Source organism: Pseudomonas sp. I8001, from assembly GCF_013385345.1.
Taxonomy (GTDB): Bacteria; Pseudomonadota; Gammaproteobacteria; order Pseudomonadales; family Pseudomonadaceae; genus Aquipseudomonas.
Genome location: NZ_JACAQC010000013.1, coordinates 90,617 through 113,268, shown reverse-complemented (window position 1 = coordinate 113,268; position 22,652 = coordinate 90,617). Strand labels below are relative to the sequence as shown.

The window sequence follows — 22,652 nt, the reverse complement described above, 5'->3', positions numbered from 1 at the left end:
TGAAAAAACAGGCGCTCAGTGTACCCGTTGAGGGGAAACCTTCGGAACCAGTCGTGTGGCACTGAACATGATTGCGACCATCAGCGAGGCAACCGCCAGCAGCGCCCAGGATAGATTCGTCGCGTGGGCGAACAAGCCGATCACCGCCGGGCCCATCAGGATACCCAGATAACCGAGGCTGGTGGCAGCGGCAATCGCCAGTTCCCCCGGCATGGTCTTTTGCGCGCCCGCCAGCGACAGGTACACCGGCGCGATATTGGCCAAACCGATGCCGATGACCGCAAACCCCACCAGGTTCACCTGCCAGTTCGTCGCGAGCACCACCGTGAGAAAGCCCAGGATTACAATCAGGCCACCGCCCACCAGTACCAGCCGGGCGCCGAGCCTGAGCAGAATCCGGTCGCCACTCAAGCGCCCCAACGCCATCATCACGGCGAAGCAGGCGTAGCCCAGGCCTGCAATGGAAGGCTCGACATCACGCACCTGGGTCAGGAACACCGCGCTCCAGTCGAGAATCGCACCTTCGGCCAGAAACGCGAACAGGCACAGCACCCCCAGCACCAGGACTTTACGCGTGGGCCGCACAAAGATCGGGCTGCCCTCTTCGCCGCTGCGCCCGAGCATCTGGCGCCCGTAACTCAGGACAAACGCAGCCAGTGCCGCCATCACCGCGCTGCTGGCCAGCAACGGCGTGGCGCCCAGCCAGAGCAGCGCGGTGATCCCCGCCGCACTGACAATCGTGCCCAGGCTGAACAAGCCATGAAAACCCGACATCAAGGACCGCCCGGTCGCACGCTCAACCATCACGCCCTGTACGTTCATCGTCACATCCACTGCGCCGCACCCTGCACCGAACACGGTCAGGGCAAACATCAAGCCCAAGAATGAATGTGTGGTCGCCAGCAGAGGCAGCGTCAGAAACACCAGGGCGATGCCGATGTGCATGGTAAAGCGGCAACCTTTGCGGGCGTTCAGGATGCCCGCCAGCGGCATCATCACCAGTGAGCCGAGGCCCAGGCACAGCAACAGGATGCCCAATGCGCCGTCGTCCACCCCGGCCCGGCTGCGCGCATAGGGAACCAGCGGCGCCCAGGCGCCCATGCACAGGCCGGACAGCAGAAACGTCAAGCGGTAGGCCGACATATGCGGCGTGGAGCACGGCAATAACAACTCTTGAGACGACACGGAAACCCCAATACCTGGACAGTTGGAGTTATACGTATAACTTAAAACTCAAGCGCCAGCCACTGCCTTGTGACTGTTACATATTCTGGATTGATAAAGCATTGACAGCCTACAGGGTGCAGGTTTTACTTCCGCAAGGTTATTCGTATAACCCAAAATTGCATAACCACCCCACAAAAACAAAAGGGACCATGCAGCGTGATAAGCACTTTCCAGAAAACCCCGATCCCCCCGCGTATTCGCAAGGCACGTATCGCCACCTTTCTCGGCTTCATGATGATCGGCGCTATGATGTACATCTGGTCCACCGGTGTAAGCGTGTTCAGGACCCAGCTTGGCCTGACGGGAGAACTCGGGGACTCGAGTTTCGGCCTGATTGCCCTCGGGGTCGGGGTCGGCTCCGCAGCCGGTGCGCTGCTGGTCGGGCGGCTGCTGGACACCTTCGGCGCCAAGCCGGTAATTACCCTTGGCGCCCTCGCCTATCCCCTTTCGATTATCCCGCTGGGCTTCGTCAACGGTTTCTGGTTTGCGCTGTGTTTCGGCTCTGTGCTGGGGCTGTTGCGCGGCGCCCTGGATACCGCCTTGAATGCCCACGGCGTGCAGGTTGAACGGTTTTATCGACGCTCGATCATGTCCGGCTTCCATGCCTTCTATTCCCTGGGCGGCTTCCTGCTGGGCATGGCATGCAGTTGGCTGACCCGGTTCTACACCGACAGCGTGCTGGTGCCTTACACCGTACTGGGCCTGGCGATGTTCATTCTGGGCTGTGTGTTCAGCCGATGGTTGCTGGGCAAGCATGATGTGCCCGACGCCCAGCTCGACGACTGGCAAGCGGGCACCCAGTCCCGGGACGAAACCGGCAAGGGCCCTTCGGCCAAGACACTGCTGGTGATGATCGCTCTCGGCACCTTGCTGCTGGGCAGCATGATGGGCGAAAACGCAATTGCCGACTGGGGCCAGGAATACATTCGCCGGGAGTTCGCGACCACCACCTCGACCGCAGGCATGGCGGTCTCACTGTTCGTCGGTGCGTCATTCGTGGGGCGTCTTTTTGGCGACCGCCTGGCCGCTGCGTTCGGTAATGCGCAGGTGGTGTTTGGATGCGGTACGTTGTGCGTCCTCGGCATGATCACCACGATATTGGGCGGTACGGCCGTGACCGGCGTTGTCGGCTTCGCGCTGTTTGGCCTCGGCCTTTCGTGCATCGCACCGTTGATGATCTCCGCCGCCGGGCGCCGGGACCCGGCACATGCCGGGCGCAATATCGGCATCGTCAACTGCATAGGATTTTCCGGGATGCTGGTGGGCCCCGCCGTCATCACCGTCATCGTCAGCAACTTCGGCCTGAGCAAGCTGATGTTCTTCCCGCTGGTGATGCTCGGTTTGCTCGCGACGTTCGGCCCACTGCTGATGCGCGCGCCGAAGAAAACCGTTGCCCGCGGCAAAGCGCAAACCGAGGTGTGAGGGAGGCCCGCATCGTCACTGCACCGGCAGGAAATTCATCAGCAGCAAGCTTTGCGCGTAGTTGAGCCCGATGCGCCGGTAGCGTTCGTCGAGCATCTGGGTCAACAGGTCGAGGCGCGCGACGATCTTGCCGAACTCCACGGCAAAGCTGAGGTTGCTGCCCGCCTCCGAGATCTCGTTGGAGAACAGCAACAGCGAGCCATTGGCATCCTGGCGCTGACTGAGCAGCCAGGTGGCCTTCTCGATATTGCGCGCGGCATTGCTGACGAACTGCGGGTTGATCGAGTCCGTTATATAAAACTCGGTGCGCCCGCCGTGTGCCGTCACCAGCATGCTGCCGATCGCGTAGATGAAGGCGCCTACCCGGTCGCCGCGAAACTCCGGGCTCAGGGAATAGCTCAGCGCCGCCAGGTCGCGACGATCCCCCAGGGCGGGCAGTGGTTGGCGAAGTTCGATGGCCTGGCGGATTTGCCGGGCGGCGGTCACCGCGTCGGTGTAACCCGATTGACGCCACTGGTTGGGGTTGCGCAGGTAGAGCTTGCTCATCAGCAGATACAGGCTTTGCAGGTTGTCGCGCATGCTCAGGGTGGCCATGCGATCAACGCTGGTCTGGAAGAATTCATCGGGCTTGCCGTTGCTGAACTGCGTGGCAATATCGCGCCCCTGCTGCTGGCTGCAACCATTGGCGCAAAGCATCAAAACCGCAGCCAGCCACAGCGGCTGACGCATCCATCGGGTGATAAAAACAGGTAACGTGCGATCCATCGGCACCAGGTCTGGGTCTGCTGTCCACGCCGGAAATTAGTGTGGTCGGGACAGAGATAGATCGGAAGAACGGGAAAAAGTGCAGTGAGGGCGGCAAACCAATAATTTTTCCAGAGGTGCATCCACTTTGATCCTTGGTACGTAGATTCAATACCCTCACCCGGAGGGCACAAGCACCAAGGAGATACATCATGCACGCCATCTACAAAAAAATTGCTGCCGTTGCCTGCTTTACGTTCCTCTCCGTCACCACATCCCTAAGTTTTGCCACCGACACCGTAATGGTGGGCGGCGCGGCGATGTATCCGACGAAAACCATCGTCGAAAACGCAGTCAACTCAAAGGACCACACCACTCTGGTGGCGGCGGTCAAGGCAGCCGGACTGGTGGATACCCTTAACAGCAAAGGCCCGTTCACCGTATTCGCACCGACCAACGAAGCTTTCGCCAAGCTCCCCGCAGGCACCGTGGATACGCTTGTGAAACCTGAGCACAAAGCCGATCTCACAAAAATCCTGACCTATCACGTGGTGGCTGGCACTCATACCTCTGCACAACTGATGGCCGACGCCAAGAAGAACGGCGGTACCGTGATGTTGAAAACCGTGCAGGGTGAGTCGCTGACGATCAAGCTGCATGACGGCAAACTGTGGGTGGTGGATGCCAAGGGTGGCAAGGCCAGCATCAGCATTGCGGATGTGATGCAGTCCAATGGCGTGATTCATGTGGTTGATTCGGTGCTGATGCCGTAATCGTCGCTTGACACCGAAAAGCCCGACGCAGTGTGCGTCGGGCTGATTCGGATGCTTCAGTTGTCGGGGTGTTCACTCGCGACAGAATCAGCCGCATCCACATCCGACATATCCTCTTCCAGAGGGGCGTCATCGTCCGGCGGTAGAGGCGCTTCAGGTTGATCGCGCCGAGGATCATGCCCGGTTTCATTGTCTGTACCGCGCGTTACGCCCTGCTGGGATACGTTTCCAGGGGCCTTCTCGTCAATTTCCATGCTGGCTCTCCGTTCTAGCGCGGGATGTCCGTGCTTGAACATGAGAAACGATGCGGTGTCGCGAGTGCCGGCCGATGGACGAACGGTGGGGATCAATTTCATAACGGCCCTAACGCTCCGAGAGACTCTATCCACCGCAGGATCGCGGGTTTCTCTGCTGGTTTTTCGCCAATGCAACACACCTCGGGGTCGGTGAGAGAACACCAGACAGACACCGGGTCTCCCACTCGCAAGCCATACGAGGCTTTACGAAGCGCCGTCGTTGACCAAGCGTCAACCGTCTCGTTGAGAGACTTGTGAAAGTGCTGCCCATTGACGCTATAGCTGAAGCTCATGAACTGGCGTCCGGCCCACGATGCCTCACGCCCGACGAAGGTTACGTAGCCAGGCACCACTTGCCCCGCGTCCATGGCACTCATGAGTTCTCTCCTGAAAACAGCCCGGAAACACGTTTGTTTTTTGTGCTTTTACACTGTTATAGCTCAGAGGCCCGCAGCGCGACAGGTCCTTGGTCGCCGCCTCCGATGAGGCCTGAAACTGACTACCCGTTATGTCTGACACACATTGACATATCGATAATTCTCGATATGATCGCGCCATGGACTTACTCGAAATATTCAAAGCCCTCTCAAACCAGACACGCCTCGAAATCCTGAAAGGTTTGAAGGACCCCGAGAAGAACTTCCCTGCACAAGATGAAGGGGACGTTCACACGGTGGGCGTGTGCGTCAGCAGTATTCAGGAAGGCATCGGGCTCTCGCAGTCGACGGTGTCCGGTTACCTGTCAACGCTGCAACGGGTGGGCCTGGTCGAAGTCAGGCGCATCGGCCAGTGGACTTACTACAAGCGCAATGAAGCCACCATCCGCAGGCTTGCCGAGATCATAGGGAAAGATTTGTAGTTTTTTTATCACGGAATATCGAGATTTCGCGATATCCCTTTTTGTCGAAACGAGGAAATGCAATGAAGGCGTTGATACTCAAGTCATTTGGCGGCCCGGAATCATTCGAACTTCGCGACGTTCCCAAGCCCGTTCCGCACACGGGGCAAGTCCTGGTCCGCGTACACGCAACCTCCATCAACCCGCTGGATTACCAGGTCCGACGTGGCGACTACGCTGACCTGGTGCCGCTACCGGCGATTACCGGGCATGACGTATCGGGGGTCGTTGAGGAAGTCGGGCCAGGGGTTACGTCCTTCGCGCCAGGCGACGAAGTCTGGTACACCCCGCAAATATTTGACGGACCCGGCAGCTATGCCGAATACCACGTGGCGGCCGAAGGCATTATCGGGAAGAAGCCCCCTGCCCTGAGTCACCTTGAAGCGGCAAGCCTGAGCCTGGTCGGCGGCACCGCCTGGGAAGCGCTGGTGGTGCGTGCAGCCCTCAGGGTGGGAGAAAGCATCCTGGTGCACGGCGGCGCGGGCGGCGTCGGCCATGTGGCGATCCAACTGGCGAAAGCCATTGGCGCCCAGGTGTTCACCACCGTACGCGACGTCAATGTCGAGTTCGCGCGAAGCCTGGGCGCGGACGTAATCATCGACTACGAAAAGGAAGATTACGTCGACGCCATCCTGCGGGAAACGGGTGGCCGTGGCGTTGATGTGGTGTTCGATACCATCGGCGGCACCACATTGTCCCGTAGCCCGGACGCGCTTGCGCAACTGGGTCGCGTGGTCACGATTGTGGACACGGCGCACCCCCAGAACCTCGTCCAGGCCTGGGGCAGGAACGCGAGTTATCACTTCGTTTTCACACGACAGAACCGCGGCAAGCTGGATGAAATGAGCGCACTGATCGCCAACGGTCAACTGCGGCCACACGTTGGCGCGGTGTATTCCCTTGCCGACATCCCGCTCGCCCATTCCCGCCTTGAAAGCCCCAACAACGGCATTCAAGGGAAAATCGCGATTGCCGTGTCCGCCGGCTTACAGGAGGATTGGCGCAACGGTGCCTGAGCTGATCGCACTGAACCACTTTTTTGGAGAGCACGGGTAAATGGCAGAACTGATGGAAATGCTCGACGGCCCAAGGACCGCACAGCAGGAACTGTTCTACGACCTCGAAGATGCGACGGCCGTTATCGCCTGGTCGGTCAATCAATTGGCCACTATCGCGGGGGTCGCCAAATCACCCGACGAAGCAGTCGCCCTGATGAAGATGGGTGCACTGCTCGCGGCTCAGCAGGAAAAGCTCAGCGGGTACGCGGATGAGGTGAAGGCCGGAAGGATTGTGCGAGGAGAGGATCACTCGTGATAAATACGCTATGCACCCAACAACCTTTCACATCCCTTTCACACTCGAGCGCTTATCGTCACTCCAGCTCCTAAGTGAACACCTTTAAGCCCGCACTCCCCATCGCGGGCTTTTCTTTGCCTGGAATTTGGTAAAAGGGATATCAAAACCTTCATCCAGTTTCATTTGTTGATGGCCTGGGCTGTCGCCTTAATGCTCCCACACGAACTCGTGCACAGGAGCAAAATATAATGAAAAAACGTCAACCGTTACTTCAGCTCAATACCTTGGCCGTGGCGCTGGCATTTGCCTTGCCGGCCATGAGCTATGCCAGCGATCAGTCCGACTCCAAGGGCTTTGTCGCCGACAGCAGCTTGAATATCCTCAACCGCAACCTGTTCTGGAACCAGAACGGCAACGGCGCCCACACCCGTGACTGGAGCCAGGCGCTGATGGCGACCTACAGCTCGGGCTTCACTCAAGGCACCATTGGCATCGGCATTGATGCGTTTGCCGACCTGGCGTTGCGCATCGACGGGGACACCGACCGCGCCGGTGGCCCGAACATACCGTCCGACGCCAATGGCAATCCGGATCATGGCTTCGCGAAGGCCGGTGGTGACGTCAAGTTCCGTATTTCCAATACCACGCTCAAGGTCGGCGACCTGCAGCCTACGTCGCCGGTGTTCGCCACCGCCGATAACTACCTGATGCCACAGACCGCAACAGGCTTCCAGATCGACAGCCATGAAATCACCGGCCTGAACCTGGAGGCCGGCCATTACACCTCCGGCACCGGTACCACCACCACCTCGCGCAGCGGCGACATTCTCGCCAGCTATGCAGGCGTGGAAGCGTCGTCGGCCAGCTTCGCGGGGGGCAAATACCAGTTCAGCAAGGAATTCACCGCGTCGCTGTACGGAGCACACCTGGAAGACGTGTGGAATCAGTACTACGTCAACCTGAACCTTGTTCATCCACTGACCGATGACCAATCCGTCGCGCTGGACTTCAACCTCTATCGCACACTGGACGACGGCAGCGCCAAGGCCGGGACCATCGACACCACCGCAGCCTCGCTGGCGGCTGCCTACACCCTGGGTGCACAGACCTTCACCCTGGCCGGGCAGAAAGTGCATGGTGACGAGCCGTTCGACTATGTCGGCTTTGGGGAGACCAATGCCGGCGTCGGTGCCGGGCGCTACGGCAACTCGATCAACCTGGCTGACTCGGTGCAATACTCCGACTTCAACGGCCCGGGCGAGCGGTCCTGGCAGATGCGCTATGACCTGGACATGGGAGCCTTTGGCGCCCCCGGCCTGAGCTTCATGGCCCGCCATATTCGCGGTGCCGGCATCGACGGTACGCATACCCCCGGCAATTCGGCCTACACCGGGTTCTATGGCGCCAACGACCAGGAACACGAAACCGACGCCGAAGTGAAATACGTCGTGCAGAGTGGCCCGGCCAAGAAGCTGTCCTTCCGCCTGAGGGAAGCCTGGCACGATGGTGATGCGTCCACCGGGGGGCATCTGGTGCAGACACGCCTGATTACCGAGTACCCGTTGAATATCTTCTAAACAGGCGGGAGTGCCCGGTTGATGGATCTACCGGGTACTCTGCGTAGCCAGGTATTGATCGGTAGGCGTTTTGATTCCACACACAAAAAAAGGCGCTACCAAGAGCGCCTTTTTTGTTACCGCTGACTTATTGCAAACTAACCTGACGCAGTTCGGGCTCTTTCCCGCTACCAATCGTGATGCGCTTGGGCTTGGCCTCTTCAGGAACCACGCGCAGCAAGTCGATGCTTAACAGCCCGTTGTTCATCGAAGCACCGCGCACCTCGATATGATCTGCCAGCCGGAACGACAGCCGAAATGCTCGTTGCGCGATGCCCTGGTGCAGATAAGTGACTGCTTTCTCGGTTTCGCGCTTGTCGCCAACGACTGTCAAAACGCCCTTCTCGACCTGTATATCCAGATCCGCTTCAGTAAGCCCAGCGACAGCAATGACAATGCGATATTCGTCATCACCGTGCTTTTCCACATTGTGAGGCGGATAAGTGTTCGGAGCCTCGCTGCGAAGCGCCGACTCAAACAGGTCATTGAAGCGATCGAAGCCCACGGATTGACGGAACAAAGGGGCCAACGAAAGGGTAGTAGCCATCTCAAAATCTCCTGATTAAATCCAAGTGATTAAGTGCGCGACCCGCATTCGGCGTCGCGTGATAAAAATTTATGTTCGCCGGAAAAATTTTCAAGAGGGCAGATAAAAATTTTTACATTTGAGTACCAGCCGGGAACGGCTTGCTCGGTTGGATAGACAGGCCGCCCTCAGGCTGCGATACGTAGTCAGCCCACCTTTCTCTTGAGTGCTTGCCTGGGTCGGGTTCAGCAAGCGGTGGCTTCTTGGAACTCTCTGGCATGTTCGCCATTACTCGCGGCATGTCTTAAAATATCCGGTTGCCGAAGAACCGCCATGACATATCCATGAAGGGCTTCAATCCTTTACAAGTAAGTGTGGTCAAGATGAATAAGCCTTTCATTTCGCTGTGCCCTGAAATTACGCGGGCGCACGCGCTGACGTTGATGGATTGGTTAGAGGATGAGCGCATCACCTGCTATCTGAGCGATTCGCGTCATGTCTCCCGCTCCATTGAGCAAGTCATTGATCGGACTCAGTTGCCGATCCTGACTCATCTATTCAACCAAGGCGGCAGATTCTTTATGGCCTATGACCGGCATGACGCCCCGGTGGGCTTTGTCCGTCTCATCAAGACCGGCTCAAATTGCGAGATTGTCCTGGTCATCGGAGACAGCGACAAATGGGGCCGGAACCTGGGCGCCAGCACGATCCGCGAAGGCATGAAACTGGCCTTCCTCGACATGCGGGCCGAGAAGCTCATCGCCAAGATTCACCCGGACAACTCGCGCTCGCTGAAAGCCTTTCTGCGCAGCGGCTTTATGCTGGAGAGCGAAACGCCGACATTGACGTCATTTTCCATGACGGCGGCGAGCTATTTCCAGTTCTTGCGCGAAGGCGCCGGTGGCGACTCCACCAGGATCTACATCACTGAAATCGACAAGGCCAGGCTCGAGGATCTGATCGCGTTCGAGCAAGGCCCGGCGGTTGTTGAACTCGAACATGAGATTGAGCGGGCCATTGTCGTCAAGCCGCAGCAGGTGGCGTGCAATGTCATCACGATGAACTCCAGGGCCTTGCTGCAACTGGACGATGAAGAGTTCGAAGTGGCCTTGGTCTACCCTGAAGACGCGGACAGCAACGCAGCAAAGCATTCCGTGTATTCCGACATAGGCACCGCCATCCTTGGCTATCAGGAGGGAGACGCCATCGACTGGCGAATTGCTGACCGGACCCGCCGGATTGAGATCAAGAAAGTGCTTTACCAGCCGGAGGCTGCGGGCGACTTCCACCTGTAATTGCGCCTTTTCTCAGTCACGAATCACGCCAGTCAGCGCGCCCGGCTTGGGTGCCTGACTTCTCCGGCGTGAACTGATAACCGAGACGGTTATCGGCGCGTGGGTGAGATCGTGAACCCTACCCGTTGACGCCCACTTTTTGCAGAGTTGCGGAAACTGCCTGAAATGATGCGTTAACGATTGGAGGTGTATTCCTGAACCCCAGAAACGCAAAAGCCCCGCAATAGCGGGGCTCTTGAGTAAATCTTGGCGGGAAACCAGGGATTCGAACCCTGGAGACGCTATTAACGTCCGCCGGTTTTCAAGACCGGTGCATTCAACCACTCTGCCAATTTCCCTTGTGCAACACAGGATTAGCGTAGCTCATCCTGCCTCAGCGGGCGCCATAATACCCGAATGAAACACACTGTCAAACTCTCGCCATAGCTTGTTACAGAGCGTCTGTTATGATCCTTGCGACTGAATGTTTCAAAACTGAAGGAGTGTCGCCATGCGCGAACAAAATTACGCAGTGAATGGAAACGCGCAGGCTGAGCAGCTAGAAGTTAGCCGCGTCCTGCGCAATACGTACGGCTTGCTCGCTCTCACCCTCGCGTTCAGCGGCGTGATGGCCTTCGTAGCCCAGCAAATGCGCGTCGGCTACCCGAATATCTTCGTCGTGCTGATCGGCTTCTACGGTCTGTTCTTCCTGACCAACAAGCTGCGCGACTCGGCCTGGGGCCTGGTGTCGGCGTTTGCCCTGACCGGTTTCATGGGCTTTATCCTCGGCCCGATCCTTAACCGCTACCTCGGCATGGCCGGCGGCGCGGAAGTGGTCAGCTCGGCATTTGCCATGACTGCCCTGGTATTTGGCGGCCTGTCGGCCTACGTGCTGATTTCCCGCAAGGACATGAGCTTCCTGGGTGGTTTCATCACCGCCGGTTTCTTCGTGTTGCTGGCTGCGGTACTGGCAGGCATGTTCTTCCAGATCAGCGGCCTGCAACTGGCGATCAGCGCAGGTTTCGTGCTGTTCTCCTCGGCCTGCATCCTGTTCCAGACCAGCGCAATCATCCAGGGTGGCGAGCGTAACTACATCATGGCCACCATCAGCCTGTATGTATCGATCTACAACCTGTTTATCAGCCTGTTGCAGATCTTCGGCATCATGGGCCGCGACGACTGATCGCAGCCGCACGCAAAAAGCCCGCTTCGGCGGGCTTTTTGTTGCCTGCGGCTTTATCATTGCCACAGGTTTTGCCTTCAGAGTGTTCCATGAAGTTCGCGATTGCGCTTTTTTCCGCCGCCCATGCGCCCTCCTCGCGCCGTGCCTTGCTGTTCGCCCAGGCGGCGCTGGCGGGTGGGCATGAGATTGTGCGGCTGTTTTTTTATCAGGATGGCGTCTACAGCGCGTCCACTAACATTGTTGCGCCGCAGGATGAGCAGGATATCGCCCGTCAGTGGCGCGAGTTTGTCAGCGAGCATCAGCTCGATGGCGTGGTGTGCATCGCCGCGGCCCTGCGCCGTGGCGTGCTGAATGCCGAAGAGGCCACCCGTTATCAGCGCAGCGCGGTGAACCTGGACGCGCCTTGGGCATTGTCCGGGCTTGGGCAGTTGCATGACGCCGCCCAGTCCGCTGACCGCTTGATCTGCTTCGGAGGGCCGTGACATGTCGAAATCCTTGCTGGTGATCAGCCGACAGGCGCCGTGGTCCGGCCCCAGCGCCCGTGAAGCGCTGGATATCGTATTGGCTGGCGGCGCGTTTGATTTGCCGATTGGCCTGTTGTTTCTGGATGACGGCGTGTTTCAACTGGCCGCGAGCCAGGACGCCAGGGCCGTGCAACAGAAAGACCTGAGCGCCAACCTCCAGGCCCTGGAATTATTTGGCGTCGAAGAGGTGTTTGCCTGCAGCCATAGCCTCGCCGTGCGCGGGCTGGCCACCTCCGGCAACGCACAGCCGCTGAGCAGCGAACAAATTACACAGATGATTGACCGTTACGACCAGGTGATTACCCTCTGATGTCGACCTTGCATGTGGTATCCCACTCGCCTTTTACCGACAGCCGGCTGGACAGCTGCCTGCGCCTCTGTGGCACCCAGGATGCGATCCTGCTGTGCGGCGACGGCGCCTACGCCCTGCAACCCGCCAGCGCGCCTTGCCAGGCCCTGCAGGCCAGGGGCGTGAAAGTGTTTGTACTGGCCGAAGACAGCCAGGCGCGTAACCTCGCCGTGCCTGAATGGGCCGGCAGTGTCGATTACCCGGCGTTCGTCCAGCTGTCGATCGACTATGACAAGGTCAATACCTGGCTATGAACACTTTGACCGTAGGTGAACGTACCCTCGAACTGGACAAGGACGGCTACCTCGTCGACCTGACCGAGTGGTCCAGCGACGTGGCCAACGCCCTCGCCACCGCCGAAGCGCTGGAGCTGACCCCGGAACACTGGGAAATCCTCGAACTGCTGCGCGGCTTCTACACCGAATTCCAGCTGTCGCCCGCCACCCGCCCGCTGATCAAGTACACCGCCTTGAAGCTGGGCCCGGAAAAGGGCAACAGCCTGCACCTCAACCGACTGTTCAAAGGCACTCCCGCCAAACTCGCCGCCAAGCTGGCGGGCCTGCCCAGGCCGACGAATTGCTTATGACTGATTTTGCCCCGTTGATCACTGAAACCCCTGCTGAGCACCCGTTCGCGCCGTTCGTGCGCATCCTCGGCAAAGGCAAGCGCGGCGCCCGCAACCTCACCCGTGAGGAAGCCCGGGAAGCCATGGGCATGTTGCTGGACGAGAAGGTCGAAGACACCCAGCTCGGCGCCTTCCTCATGCTGCTGCGGCACAAGGAAGAAAGCCCGGAAGAACTCGCAGGCTTCACCGAAGCCGTGCGCGAGCGCCTGAATGCACCGTCGCTCAATGTGGATGTCGACTGGCCGACCTACGCCGGTAAAAAACGCCACCTGCCGTGGTACCTGCTGGCAGCCAAGTGCCTGGCACAGAACGGCGTGCGTATCCTGATGCACGGCGGCGGCGCGCATACGGCAGGCCGGCTCTACACCGAGCAGTTGCTGGATGGCTTGCAGATTCCGTTGTGCCGCAATTGGCAACAGGTGGAAGCGGCCCTTGAACAGGGCAACCTGGCGTTTATTCCCCTGGGGGACTGGGCGCCGCAACTGCAGCGCATGATCGACCTGCGCAACACCCTGGGCCTGCGCTCGCCGATCCATTCACTGGCGCGCATCCTCAACCCGTTGAGCGCCCGCTGCGGCCTGCAAAGCATCTTCCACCCGGGCTACCAGGGCGTACACCGCGATGCCAGCGGCCTGCTTGGCGACAACAGCATCGTGGTCAAGGGCGACGGCGGCGAGATCGAGATCAACCCGGACACCATCAGCCACCTGTACGGCACTACCGGCGGCGAGAGCTGGGATGAAGAGTGGCCCGCCCTCTCCGCCCAGCGTCACGTCAAGCCTGCCGCCCTGGAGCCCGAGCATCTCAAGGCGCTATGGCGCGGTGAGGTGCAGGACAGCTACCCGCAACTGGCACTGATCGCCACCATGGCCCTGGCCTTGCGCGGCCTCGGCCACCCGCGGGAACAGGCGTTCGAACTGGCCCAACAGTACTGGGATGCCCGGGACAAATCGATTTAGTCGATCATTAACCCCCAGCCTTTGCGCTTTTTGTTCGAACTCAGACCTTTAGACTGCACTCCAACGCTTATTAGCCAAGGAGTCAGTCATGGGTTTGCTGATCGAAGGACGCTGGCATGACCAGTGGTACGAAAGTAGCGCAGACGGCGCCTTCCAACGGGAGCAGGCGCAACGCCGCAACTGGGTGACCGCCGATGGTGAACCCGGCCCGACCGGCGAAGGCGGTTTCGCGGCTGAAGCCGGTCGTTACCATTTATACGTATCCCTCGCCTGCCCCTGGGCGCACCGCACATTGATCCTGCGCAAGCTCAAAGGCTTGGAAAGCCTGATCGACGTGTCGGTGGTCAGTTGGCTGATGCTGGAAAACGGCTGGACCTTCGACAAGGCCCATGGCTCCAGCGGCGACAAGCTTGACGACTTCACCTTCATGCACCAACGCTACACCGCCGACACCGCCAGCTACACCGGGCGGGTCACAGTGCCGGTGTTGTGGGACAAGAAGCTCAAGCGGATTGTCAGCAATGAGTCGGCGGAGATTATTCGCATGTTCAACAGTGCGTTTAATGAACTGACCGGCAATCAACTGGATTTCTATCCCGAAGCCCAGCGCTCGACCATTGATGCACTGAACGATCGAATCTATCCCGCCGTGAACAACGGTGTGTACCGCGCAGGCTTTGCCACGTCACAAAAGGCTTATGAGGCCGCATTTGATGATGTGTTTGCCGAACTGGATCACCTTGAGCAGCACTTGGGTGAGCATCGTTACCTGGCGGGAGAATACCTGACTGAAGCCGATGTAAGGCTTTTCACCACGGCGATTCGGTTTGATGCGGTGTACTACAGCCACTTCAAATGCAACCTGCGGCGAATTGCGGATTATCCGAACCTGTCGAACTGGCTAAGGGAGTTGTATCAGTGGCCGGGGATTGCCGAGACGGTGGATTTTGCTCACATCAAGGGGCATTACTACGCCAGTCACCGCACGATTAATCCGACGGGGATTGTGCCGAAGGGGCCGTTGCAGACGTTTGAGGCGGAGCATGACCGCGCGAGACTGAGCGGAAAAGGCATCTTGAGCTGACACACCCTGTGGCGAGGGAGCTTGCTCCCGCTGGGCTGCGCAGCGGCCCCAAAATCCTGGGAGCGCTTCGCACTCCAGCGGGAGCAAGCTCCCTCGCCACAGCAAGCTCCCTCGCCACAGAGACGGTCTCGCCACAGGAGACGTGTCAGACTTGCGACTGAGCGCCTTCAAACCACTTCAGCTTCTCACGCAACTGCACCACTTCTCCCACAATCACCAGTGTCGGCGCATGAACCTCATGTTCCGCCACCATGCGTGGCAGGTCAGCCAGGGTGCCGGTAAACACCCGCTGGTTGGACGTGGTGCCCTGCTGGATCAACGCCGCCGGCGTATCCGCCGAACGACCATGCTTGATCAGCTGTTCGCAGATGATCGGCAACCCGATCAAGCCCATGTAGAACACCAGGGTCTGCGAAGGGCCCACCAGGTCACTCCACGGCAGGTCCGAAGTCCCGTCCTTCAAGTGCCCGGTAATGAAGCGAACCGATTGCGCATAGTCGCGGTGGGTCAGCGGAATACCGGCATACGCCGCGCAACCACTGGCCGCGGTAATACCCGGCACCACCTGGAACGGGATGCCATGGGCCGCCAGCTCTTCGATCTCTTCACCGCCACGCCCAAAGATGAACGGATCGCCACCCTTGAGCCGCAGCACGCGCTTGCCTTGCCTGGCCAGGTCCACCAGTTGCTGGTTGATCTGGTCCTGCGGCACCGCATGGTCTGCGCGCCGCTTGCCGACATACACCCGCTCGGCATCGCGACGGCACAATTCAAGAATCGCCGGCGCCACCAGGCGGTCGTACAGCACCACGTCGGCCTGTTGCATCAAGCGCAAGGCGCGGAACGTCAGCAGGTCCGGATCACCCGGGCCTGCGCCCACCAGGTAGACTTCGCCCGGTGCGTGGGGCGGCGCGCCGTTGATTTTCTCCACCAGCAGACGCTCGGCTTCATCGCCCTGCCCGGCCAGTTGCCGATCAGCAATCGGGCCTTGGAAGACGTCTTCCCAGAACGCGCGACGTTGCTGCACATCCGGGAACAAGCCTTTGACCTGGCTGCGAAACCGCGCCGCCAGCCCGGCCAACTGGCCGTAAGTCGACGGAATCCAGGTTTCCAGCTTGGCGCGGATCAAGCGTGCCAGCACCGGCGCATCGCCGCCGCTGGACACTGCGATCACCAACGGCGAACGGTCGACAATCGCCGGGAAGATCACGCTGCACAAGGCCGGCGCATCCACCACATTGACCGGTACGCAACGACGCCGGGCATCGCTGGACACTTGCGCGTTCAGCGGCTCGTCGTCGGTCGCCGCGATGATCAGGGTGCAACCGTCGAGGTCGGCCTCCTGATAACCACGCAAAATCAGTTCACCGCCACTGCCCTGCACCAGTTCACGCAACTGGTCTTCAATCTGGGGAGCAACCACCCGCAACAACGCGCCGGCGTCGGCCAGCAGCCGGGATTTGCGCAAGGCAATCTCCCCGCCACCGACGACCAACACACGACTGCCGCGCAGGTTATGAAACAGCGGCAGAAATTCCATTTAGCCGATGACCTCAACGCCCGCCATGTACGGCTTGAGCACTTCAGGTACGCGGATCGAACCGTCAGCCTGCTGGTAGTTTTCCAGCACGGCCACCAGGGTACGGCCTACTGCCAGGCCCGAACCGTTGAGGGTGTGGACCAGCTCGGGCTTGCCGGTTTCCGGGTTACGGAAACGCGCCTGCATGCGACGGGCCTGGAAATCACCGCAGTTGGAGCACGACGAAATCTCGCGGTATTTATCCTGGCTCGGCACCCACACTTCCAGGTCGTAAGTCTTCACGGCGCTGAAACCCATGTCGCCGGTGCACAGCGCCAGAACGCGGTACGGCAGCTCCAGCAGTTGCAGGACGCGTTCGGCGTTGGCGGTCAGGCCTTCCAGCGCTTCCATGGAAGTCGACGGCTCGACAACCTGCACCATCTCGACCTTGTCGAACTGGTGCTGGCGAATCATGCCGCGGGTGTCGCGGCCCGATGCACCGGCTTCGCTGCGAAAGCATGGCGAGTGGGCGACAAACTTGATCGGCAGCTGCTTGGCGTCGAGGATTTCCCCGGCCACGATATTGGTCAGCGACACTTCGGCGGTCGGGATCAGGTACAAGTCGGCTTCGCCATCGCGGCTGATCTTGAACAGGTCTTCCTCGAATTTCGGCAGCTGGCTGGTGCCCATCAGCGCCGGAGCCTGGACCAGGTACGGGGTGTAAGCCTCTTCGTAGCCGTGCTCGCCGGTGTGCAGGTTGATCATGAACTGCGCCAGGGCGCGGTGCATGCGTGCAATCGGGCCACGCAGCAAGGCAAAGCGCGCACCGGACATTTTGGCCGCTGTCTCGAAGTCCAGGCCACCGGTCAATTCGCCCAGCGCGACGTGGTCCTTGATCTCGAAATCGAAGGTTTTTGGCGTGCCCCAGCGACGGACTTCGACGTTGCCGTCTTCGTCTTCGCCAATCGGCACGGACTCGTGTGGCAGGTTCGGGATACCCAGCAGGATCGAGTCCAGCTCAGTCTGGATCGCGTCCAGTTCGACTTTGCCGGAAGCCAACTCGCCAGCCATACGCTCGACGTCCGCCATCAACGGCGCGATGTCTTCGCCGCGCTGCTTGGCCTGACCGATGGATTTGGAACGCGCATTACGCTCAGCCTGCAGTGCTTCGGTGCGGGTCTGGACGGTCTTGCGCTGTTCTTCCAGCGCTTCGATGCGCGCAACATCCAAGGCAAAGCCACGGGATGCCAGGCGGTCCGCTACGTCCTGAAGGTTGCTACGTAACAGTTTGGAATCGAGCATGTCGGTCTCTCGTTTATCAAAGTTTGGTCAAGGACAGGCCAGCCCAAGTGGCGAGCAGCCCGCCGAACACGCTGATGGCCAGGTACCCGAAGGCGACCGGTGCCTGCCCGCTTTCCAGCAGGCGTAGCGTGTCCAGTGAAAAGGATGAAAAGGTCGTCAGACCGCCTACAAAACCGACAATCAAGCCGGCACGAATCTCAATCGGCACTTCCGGGCGAAGCAGAAACCACCCGTACAACAAGCCGATGATCAAACAGCCCACCAGGTTGACCGCCAGGGTCGCCGCATAAAAATGCTTCGGCCAATTGGCGCTGACCCAGGTGCTGGTGGCGAAACGCAATAATGTACCAGCGATGCCGGCTACGGACACGGCAAGAATCGTTCTGAGCACTACTTTCTCCGCTGTTTCGGACTGAGCCGGTCAAGTTGGGCAAGGTGATTGAGCTTTTCGCCGATCTTCAGCTCCAGGCCGCGGGGCACCGGCTGGTAAAACGGCTGCGGCTCAAGGTCATCCGGGAAGTAATCTTCGCCAGCCGCATAGGCGTCCGGTTCATCGTGGGCGTAGCGGTACTCATCGCCGTAGCCGAGTTGCTTCATCAGCTTGGTCGGCGCATTGCGCAAGTGCAGCGGCACTTCCAGGGAGCCATGCTCGGCGGCAGCACGCAGGGCGGACTTGAAGCCCATGTACACCGCGTTGCTCTTCGGTGCGCAGGCCAGATAGGTGATGGCCTGGGCCACCGCCAACTCGCCTTCCGGGCTGCCCAGGCGTTCCTGCACTTCCCAGGCGGCCAGGCACAGGCTCAGCGCACGCGGGTCGGCATTGCCAATATCTTCGCTGGCCATGCGCACCACGCGCCGGGCGAGGTACAACGGGTCGCAACCGCCGTCGATCATCCGCGCAAACCAGTACAGCGCGCCGTCGGGGTTGGAGCCGCGCACAGATTTGTGCAGCGCGGAAATCTGGTCGTAGAACGCTTCGCCGCCCTTGTCGAAACGCCGGCGGGTGTCGCCCAACAGGCTCTGCAGCAAGTCGACGCCGATTTCGCTGCCATCCTCGGCCAGGTCGGAAGCGTTTTCCAGCAGATTGAGAAAACGTCGACCGTCGCCATCCGCAGCAGTCAGCAGGATCTTGAAGCCTTCCTCACTGACACTCAACTGGCGCTTGCCCAGGCCCTTGTCTTCGTTCAGCGCGCGCTGCAAGAGCTTCTGCATCGCGGCTTCATCGAGGCTCTTGAGCACATAGACACGCGCCCGGGACAGCAAGGCATTGTTCAGTTCAAAAGACGGGTTTTCGGTGGTGGCACCAATAAAGATCAGCGTGCCGTCTTCGACATACGGCAAGAACGCATCCTGCTGCGACTTGTTGAAGCGATGCACTTCGTCGACGAACAGGATGGTGCGCTTGCCGTACTGCCCGGCCTGCTGCTTGGCGACTTCCACCGCCTGGCGGATCTCCTTGACCCCGGCCAGCACCGCCGAGACCGTCTCGAAGTGTGCATCCGATACTTTTGCCAGGAGCCGCGCCAGGGTGGTTTTACCCACGCCCGGCGGACCCCAGAAAATCATCGAGTGCAGCGCACCCTGCTCAAGGGCCTCGCGCAAAGGCTTGCCGCGGGCGAGCAGGTGTTCCTGCCCGACGTACTCGTCCAGGTTGGTCGAGCGCAGGCGCGCCGCCAGAGGCTGAGCAATCGGGTCACTTCGAAACAGGTCCATGGGCAGCGTTTGAAACCTCTGGGCAGTTTATTCCTGGATCACGTCGGCACCCTTCGGGATGTCGAACTTGAACTTGGATGCCGGTACCGGCTGGTTGGCCTTGACCCCGGAGAACAGGATATCGGTGCGCTGGCCGACGCTGTCAACCAGACGCATGTTGTTGATCACGCCGTTGCCAAACGACAGGGACAGCGTGTCAAAGAGCGTGTCCTTGGATTTCGGCTTAAGGGTGAATTCAATCACGTTGCTGGTCTGCTTGGAGGTAATATCGAAGCTGTCGTTGATCTTCGACACATCGCCCGACAGCAACAGCGCTGGCGTCTGGTTCAGGCGCGGGTCGAGCTTCTTGATGGTCGCCTGCTCCAGGTCCGGGTCCCACAGGGTGACTTTTTGGCCGTCAGAGACGATGGTCTGCTCGGCCTTGCCTTCTGTGTGCCAGTAGAACAGCCCTGGGCGCTGCACAGCCATCTCGCCGGCGGTTTCCTGCAACTGGGTGCCACCGGCATCCAGCGTGAGCTGGGAGAAGCGCGCGGTCAGGGTCTGGGATTTGTCCAACAGGTTTTTCAGGCTCGCGACGGAAGCCGGGTCAGCATGAGCCGAAACAGCAGTCAGGGCCAATGCAGGCAACAACAGCATGCGGATAAGACGCATGGGAGTCCTCTTAGATTCGGTTGCAAGGCGTGCCGCGTGTTGCCACGCGGCACGTAATCAGTCACGCATCTGCGCTGGCGCAATCACTTCGCGCGAGCCGTTGGTGTTCATCGAGGTGACCACGCCGGCCATTTCCATGGCTTCGATCATGCGGGCAGCGCGGTTGTAGCCAATCTTCAGCTTGCGCTGTACGGCGGAGATCGAGGCGCGGCGGCTTTCAAGCACGAACTGCACCGCTTCGTCGTAGAGCGCATCGGTCTCGGCATCATCGTCGCCACCGCCGCTGCCACCGTCGAAGCCGCTGCCGGCCTCTTCGACGCCGGCGAGGATGTCGTCGTTGTATTCCGGGGCGCCACGCAGTTTCCAGGCTTCCACCACACGGTGCACCTCATCGTCGGAGACGAACGCGCCGTGGACACGGATCGGCAAACTGGTGCCCGGCGGCATGTAGAGCATGTCACCGTGGCCCAGCAGTTGCTCGGCGCCGCCCTGGTCGATGATGGTCCGGGAATCGATCTTGCTCGACACCTGGAACGCCATGCGGGTCGGGATGTTGGCCTTGATCAGGCCGGTGATCACGTCCACCGACGGACGCTGGGTCGCGAGGATCAAGTGGATCCCGGCGGCCCGCGCCTTCTGGGCGATACGGGCGATCAGTTCTTCGACCTTCTTGCCGACGATCATCATCATGTCGGCAAATTCGTCGACCACCACCACGATGGTCGGCAATTTGGTCAACAGCGGCGCTTCGTCGTGGATGCTTTCGCGCTTGTACAACGGGTCGGTCAGCGGCGTGCCGGCGTCCTGGGCTTCCTTGACCTTGGCGTTGAAGCCCGACAGGTTACGCACGCCCATCTTCGCCATCAGCTTGTAGCGCCGCTCCATCTCGGCAACGCTCCAGCGCAGGGCGTTCGCCGCATCCTTCATGTCGGTCACCACCGGGCACAACAGGTGCGGAATGCCTTCGTAGATCGACAGCTCAAGCATTTTCGGGTCGATCATGATCAGCTTGGCGTCATCCGGGCCCGACTTGAACAGGATCGACAGGATCATCGCATTCACACCCACCGACTTACCGGAACCGGTGGTACCGGCAACCAGCAAGTGAGGCATTTTCGCCAGGTCGGTGATCACCGGCTTGCCGCCGATGTCGTGGCCCAGGGCCAGGGTGACCGGCGACTTGAAGTTGTCGTATTCCGGGGTCGACAGCACTTCGGAGAAGCGCACGATCTGCCGGTCTTCGTTGGGAATCTCGATACCGACGGTGGTCTTGCCCGGAATCACTTCCACCACCCGCACGCTGGTCACGGCCAGCGAACGCGCCAGATCCTTGGCCAGGTTGGAAATGCGGCTGACCTTGACGCCGGCAGCCGGCTGGATTTCGTAGCGGGTAATCACCGGGCCCGGGTGGATCGAATCCACCGAGACTTCGACGCCGAATTCCTTGAGCTTGATTTCCAGCAGGTGGCCGACGGCCGCCAGGGATTCAGGGGAATAATTGAGCTGTTTCTTTTCCGCAGGATCAAGAATCGAGATCGGCGGCAAGGTGCCTTCCACGGCGCTGTCGACAAACAACGGCGCCTGTTTCTCTTTCTGCACGCGGTGGCTCGGCTCGGGGGCCTTCGGCGGCGCAGGGGCAATCACCGGCGGCACTTGCTTCTCGCGGTCCGACATGTGCTTGGTCAGGGCCTGCTCGCGTTCGATCAGGCGTTCCTTGACCTTGGCCTGCTCACGCCGGTCCGGCGTGCTCGGGGCTACCACCTCGTTGACGCGGGTATCCACCTCGCGCAGTTGCGCAACCATGCGTTTGCGGTCCACCCGGGCCGACCACCAGCGATTCGCGGCGCCCTGGAACAGTTCGAGCAGGTCGAGGGTGATCTTGCCGGTCACGTCCATGACCTTGAACCAGGACAGGTCGGTAAACACGGTGAGGCCGAACAGGAACAGCGCGATGAACATCAGGGTGCTGCCCTGGATGTTCAGGGTCCTGCGGGCCAGATCGCCGAGGCTTTCGCCCAGAGCGCCGCCGGCACCGGCCGGCAGACCGGTAGGTGCATGGAAATGGATATGGGCCAGGGCCGCGCCGGACAACACCAGGAACACCAGGCCGATCAGGCGCCAGGAGAACAGCCAGCCGCTCCATTGCCACGGCTCGTGACGCTGGCGGAAGATCTGCCAGGTCTTGATGGCCAGCAGCAACGGGAAGATGTAAGCGAAGTAACCCAGCACCATGAACAGGATGTCGGCGCTGTAGGAGCCGGCCGGACCGCCGAAGTTCTGCACGTCTTCGATCTTGCTGTTGTGGCTCCAGCCTGGATCGTCCTTGCCATAGGTGAGCAAGGCCATCATCAGGAACAGGCACAGCGCGCCGATGGCGATCAGTGCACCTTCCTTGAGTCGGTAGTGCAGGTGCTGGCGCCAGGCGGGCACGACTGCGGCTTTAGGTGTTGCGGCGGATTTCTTCAAAACGGGTCTTTTCCTGCGCCTTTAGCGCGTCCATCTGTTGAATGACTGCAAAACACTGCCCAATCCGGGCAGGTAAAAAATGAACGAGTGCCAGTGGAGCTACTTTTAACACCCTGCTACTGATTCATGAAACGGCGATAACGCCCCAATGGCCGCATTGTACGGGTTTGTGTGCGCGATGCCACGCACTTGGCCCTACGTTACA

24 protein-coding genes and 1 tRNA gene are annotated in these 22,652 nt (G+C 60.0%); 14 read left to right on the top strand and 11 right to left on the bottom strand.

Annotation, left to right across the window (positions count from 1 at the left end; translation table 11 throughout):
* Positions 1–15: 15 nt before the first annotated feature.
* The gene (locus HX839_RS13500) at positions 16–1,143 is read right to left on the bottom strand and encodes an MFS transporter (protein WP_050550296.1); all 1,128 of its coding nucleotides are present in this window, start codon (positions 1,141–1,143) and stop codon (positions 16–18) included.
* Between the two features lie 243 nt (positions 1,144–1,386).
* Between HX839_RS13500 and HX839_RS13495 the strand changes: the two genes are divergently transcribed.
* Positions 1,387–2,649 carry an MFS transporter gene (locus HX839_RS13495; protein ID WP_102604557.1) on the top strand — a complete coding sequence of 421 codons (1,263 nt, stop codon included), beginning with the start codon at positions 1,387–1,389 and terminating at the stop codon, positions 2,647–2,649.
* Positions 2,650–2,664: 15 nt separating this feature from the next.
* Here HX839_RS13495 and HX839_RS13490 read toward each other — a convergent pair whose 3' ends face one another.
* Entirely contained in the window at positions 2,665–3,414 is a 750-nt protein-coding gene (locus tag HX839_RS13490) for a hypothetical protein (RefSeq protein WP_032898777.1), read from the bottom strand.
* Positions 3,415–3,605: 191 nt separating this feature from the next.
* Here HX839_RS13490 and HX839_RS13485 point away from each other — a divergent pair, with 191 nt between their 5' ends.
* The gene (locus HX839_RS13485; RefSeq protein WP_177067164.1) at positions 3,606–4,166 is read left to right on the top strand and encodes a fasciclin domain-containing protein; all 561 of its coding nucleotides are present in this window, start codon (positions 3,606–3,608) and stop codon (positions 4,164–4,166) included.
* Positions 4,167–4,222: 56 nt separating this feature from the next.
* On the opposite strand, the gene HX839_RS13480 is transcribed toward HX839_RS13485, so the two are convergent.
* On the bottom strand, positions 4,223–4,420 hold the full coding sequence (locus HX839_RS13480; RefSeq protein ID WP_177009152.1) for a hypothetical protein: 198 nt from the start codon (positions 4,418–4,420) through the stop codon (positions 4,223–4,225).
* A gap of 598 nt (positions 4,421–5,018) precedes the next feature.
* On the opposite strand from HX839_RS13480, the gene HX839_RS13475 reads away from it, so the two are divergent.
* From HX839_RS13475 to HX839_RS13460, 4 genes are all read left to right on the top strand, one after another.
* A complete protein-coding gene (locus HX839_RS13475; protein ID WP_177067163.1) occupies positions 5,019–5,321 on the top strand; it encodes a helix-turn-helix transcriptional regulator in 303 nt (100 codons plus the stop codon).
* Between the two features lie 62 nt (positions 5,322–5,383).
* Positions 5,384–6,376, top strand: a complete 993-nt coding sequence (locus HX839_RS13470; protein ID WP_003219647.1) for a zinc-dependent alcohol dehydrogenase family protein — start codon at positions 5,384–5,386, stop codon at positions 6,374–6,376.
* A 40-nt stretch (positions 6,377–6,416) separates the two neighbouring features.
* On the top strand, positions 6,417–6,674 hold the full coding sequence (locus HX839_RS13465; RefSeq protein WP_003219645.1) for a hypothetical protein: 258 nt from the start codon (positions 6,417–6,419) through the stop codon (positions 6,672–6,674).
* Between the two features lie 230 nt (positions 6,675–6,904).
* Complete coding sequence (locus HX839_RS13460) at positions 6,905–8,233, top strand: OprD family porin (RefSeq protein ID WP_003219643.1); 1,329 nt, start codon at positions 6,905–6,907, stop codon at positions 8,231–8,233.
* A gap of 127 nt (positions 8,234–8,360) precedes the next feature.
* Here HX839_RS13460 and HX839_RS13455 read toward each other — a convergent pair whose 3' ends face one another.
* Entirely contained in the window at positions 8,361–8,819 is a 459-nt protein-coding gene (locus HX839_RS13455; protein ID WP_003219642.1) for an Hsp20 family protein, read from the bottom strand.
* Positions 8,820–9,181: 362 nt separating this feature from the next.
* Between HX839_RS13455 and HX839_RS13450 the strand changes: the two genes are divergently transcribed.
* Entirely contained in the window at positions 9,182–10,093 is a 912-nt protein-coding gene (locus HX839_RS13450; RefSeq protein WP_177067166.1) for a bifunctional GNAT family N-acetyltransferase/nucleoside diphosphate kinase regulator, read from the top strand.
* 247 nt (positions 10,094–10,340) lie between these two features.
* On the opposite strand, the gene HX839_RS13445 is transcribed toward HX839_RS13450, so the two are convergent.
* Positions 10,341–10,431, bottom strand: a tRNA-Ser gene (locus HX839_RS13445).
* 152 nt (positions 10,432–10,583) lie between these two features.
* Between HX839_RS13445 and HX839_RS13440 the strand changes: the two genes are divergently transcribed.
* The 7 genes from HX839_RS13440 (at position 10,584) to HX839_RS13410 (ending at position 14,796) form a co-directional block, all read left to right on the top strand.
* A complete protein-coding gene (locus HX839_RS13440) occupies positions 10,584–11,255 on the top strand; it encodes a Bax inhibitor-1/YccA family protein (protein ID WP_003219636.1) in 672 nt (223 codons plus the stop codon).
* An 89-nt stretch (positions 11,256–11,344) separates the two neighbouring features.
* Entirely contained in the window at positions 11,345–11,737 is a 393-nt protein-coding gene (tusD, locus tag HX839_RS13435) for a sulfurtransferase complex subunit TusD (protein ID WP_003219632.1), read from the top strand.
* A gap of 1 nt (position 11,738) precedes the next feature.
* Entirely contained in the window at positions 11,739–12,089 is a 351-nt protein-coding gene (gene tusC, locus HX839_RS13430) for a sulfurtransferase complex subunit TusC (RefSeq protein ID WP_177067162.1), read from the top strand.
* Entirely contained in the window at positions 12,089–12,382 is a 294-nt protein-coding gene (tusB, locus tag HX839_RS13425) for a sulfurtransferase complex subunit TusB (RefSeq protein ID WP_003219628.1), read from the top strand. The genes tusC and tusB overlap by 1 nt, the downstream gene beginning before the upstream one ends.
* Entirely contained in the window at positions 12,379–12,714 is a 336-nt protein-coding gene (locus HX839_RS13420; RefSeq protein ID WP_102369434.1) for a TusE/DsrC/DsvC family sulfur relay protein, read from the top strand. The genes tusB and HX839_RS13420 overlap by 4 nt, the downstream gene beginning before the upstream one ends.
* Positions 12,711–13,712: a glycosyl transferase family protein gene (locus HX839_RS13415; protein WP_087693048.1), complete on the top strand. Its 1,002-nt coding sequence runs from the start codon at positions 12,711–12,713 to the stop codon at positions 13,710–13,712. Before HX839_RS13420 ends, HX839_RS13415 begins: the two co-directional genes overlap by 4 nt.
* Before the next feature lie 88 nt (positions 13,713–13,800).
* Positions 13,801–14,796, top strand: a complete 996-nt coding sequence (locus HX839_RS13410) for a glutathione S-transferase family protein (protein ID WP_102369436.1) — start codon at positions 13,801–13,803, stop codon at positions 14,794–14,796.
* Positions 14,797–14,941: 145 nt separating this feature from the next.
* Here HX839_RS13410 and cysG read toward each other — a convergent pair whose 3' ends face one another.
* The 6 genes from cysG to ftsK are packed head-to-tail and all read right to left on the bottom strand — an operon-like array spanning position 14,942 to position 22,447.
* On the bottom strand, positions 14,942–16,336 hold the full coding sequence (cysG, locus tag HX839_RS13405; RefSeq protein ID WP_003219620.1) for a siroheme synthase CysG: 1,395 nt from the start codon (positions 16,334–16,336) through the stop codon (positions 14,942–14,944).
* The gene (gene serS / locus HX839_RS13400) at positions 16,337–17,617 is read right to left on the bottom strand and encodes a serine--tRNA ligase (protein WP_177009159.1); all 1,281 of its coding nucleotides are present in this window, start codon (positions 17,615–17,617) and stop codon (positions 16,337–16,339) included.
* A 16-nt stretch (positions 17,618–17,633) separates the two neighbouring features.
* Positions 17,634–18,008: a fluoride efflux transporter CrcB gene (gene crcB, locus HX839_RS13395; RefSeq protein ID WP_008431560.1), complete on the bottom strand. Its 375-nt coding sequence runs from the start codon at positions 18,006–18,008 to the stop codon at positions 17,634–17,636.
* A complete protein-coding gene (locus tag HX839_RS13390) occupies positions 18,008–19,330 on the bottom strand; it encodes a replication-associated recombination protein A (RefSeq protein WP_003219616.1) in 1,323 nt (440 codons plus the stop codon). Before HX839_RS13390 ends, crcB begins: the two co-directional genes overlap by 1 nt.
* A gap of 27 nt (positions 19,331–19,357) precedes the next feature.
* A complete protein-coding gene (gene lolA, locus HX839_RS13385) occupies positions 19,358–19,981 on the bottom strand; it encodes an outer membrane lipoprotein chaperone LolA (protein WP_016975527.1) in 624 nt (207 codons plus the stop codon).
* Positions 19,982–20,038: 57 nt separating this feature from the next.
* A complete protein-coding gene (gene ftsK, locus HX839_RS13380) occupies positions 20,039–22,447 on the bottom strand; it encodes a DNA translocase FtsK (RefSeq protein WP_003219614.1) in 2,409 nt (802 codons plus the stop codon).
* Positions 22,448–22,652: the final 205 nt, after the last annotated feature.

Coding starts and splice junctions, on each gene's coding strand:
- HX839_RS13500 (WP_050550296.1), bottom strand. CDS start 1,143: ATGTCGGCCTACCGCTTGACGTTTCTGCTGTCCGGCCTGTGCATGGGC.
- HX839_RS13490 (WP_032898777.1), bottom strand. CDS start 3,414: ATGGATCGCACGTTACCTGTTTTTATCACCCGATGGATGCGTCAGCCG.
- HX839_RS13485 (WP_177067164.1), top strand. CDS start 3,606: ATGCACGCCATCTACAAAAAAATTGCTGCCGTTGCCTGCTTTACGTTC.
- HX839_RS13480 (WP_177009152.1), bottom strand. CDS start 4,420: ATGGAAATTGACGAGAAGGCCCCTGGAAACGTATCCCAGCAGGGCGTA.
- HX839_RS13475 (WP_177067163.1), top strand. CDS start 5,019: ATGGACTTACTCGAAATATTCAAAGCCCTCTCAAACCAGACACGCCTC.
- HX839_RS13470 (WP_003219647.1), top strand. CDS start 5,384: ATGAAGGCGTTGATACTCAAGTCATTTGGCGGCCCGGAATCATTCGAA.
- HX839_RS13465 (WP_003219645.1), top strand. CDS start 6,417: ATGGCAGAACTGATGGAAATGCTCGACGGCCCAAGGACCGCACAGCAG.
- HX839_RS13460 (WP_003219643.1), top strand. CDS start 6,905: ATGAAAAAACGTCAACCGTTACTTCAGCTCAATACCTTGGCCGTGGCG.
- HX839_RS13455 (WP_003219642.1), bottom strand. CDS start 8,819: ATGGCTACTACCCTTTCGTTGGCCCCTTTGTTCCGTCAATCCGTGGGC.
- HX839_RS13450 (WP_177067166.1), top strand. CDS start 9,182: ATGAATAAGCCTTTCATTTCGCTGTGCCCTGAAATTACGCGGGCGCAC.
- HX839_RS13440 (WP_003219636.1), top strand. CDS start 10,584: ATGCGCGAACAAAATTACGCAGTGAATGGAAACGCGCAGGCTGAGCAG.
- tusD (WP_003219632.1), top strand. CDS start 11,345: ATGAAGTTCGCGATTGCGCTTTTTTCCGCCGCCCATGCGCCCTCCTCG.
- tusC (WP_177067162.1), top strand. CDS start 11,739: ATGTCGAAATCCTTGCTGGTGATCAGCCGACAGGCGCCGTGGTCCGGC.
- tusB (WP_003219628.1), top strand. CDS start 12,089: ATGTCGACCTTGCATGTGGTATCCCACTCGCCTTTTACCGACAGCCGG.
- HX839_RS13420 (WP_102369434.1), top strand. CDS start 12,379: ATGAACACTTTGACCGTAGGTGAACGTACCCTCGAACTGGACAAGGAC.
- HX839_RS13415 (WP_087693048.1), top strand. CDS start 12,711: ATGACTGATTTTGCCCCGTTGATCACTGAAACCCCTGCTGAGCACCCG.
- HX839_RS13410 (WP_102369436.1), top strand. CDS start 13,801: ATGGGTTTGCTGATCGAAGGACGCTGGCATGACCAGTGGTACGAAAGT.
- cysG (WP_003219620.1), bottom strand. CDS start 16,336: ATGGAATTTCTGCCGCTGTTTCATAACCTGCGCGGCAGTCGTGTGTTG.
- serS (WP_177009159.1), bottom strand. CDS start 17,617: ATGCTCGATTCCAAACTGTTACGTAGCAACCTTCAGGACGTAGCGGAC.
- HX839_RS13390 (WP_003219616.1), bottom strand. CDS start 19,330: ATGGACCTGTTTCGAAGTGACCCGATTGCTCAGCCTCTGGCGGCGCGC.
- lolA (WP_016975527.1), bottom strand. CDS start 19,981: ATGCGTCTTATCCGCATGCTGTTGTTGCCTGCATTGGCCCTGACTGCT.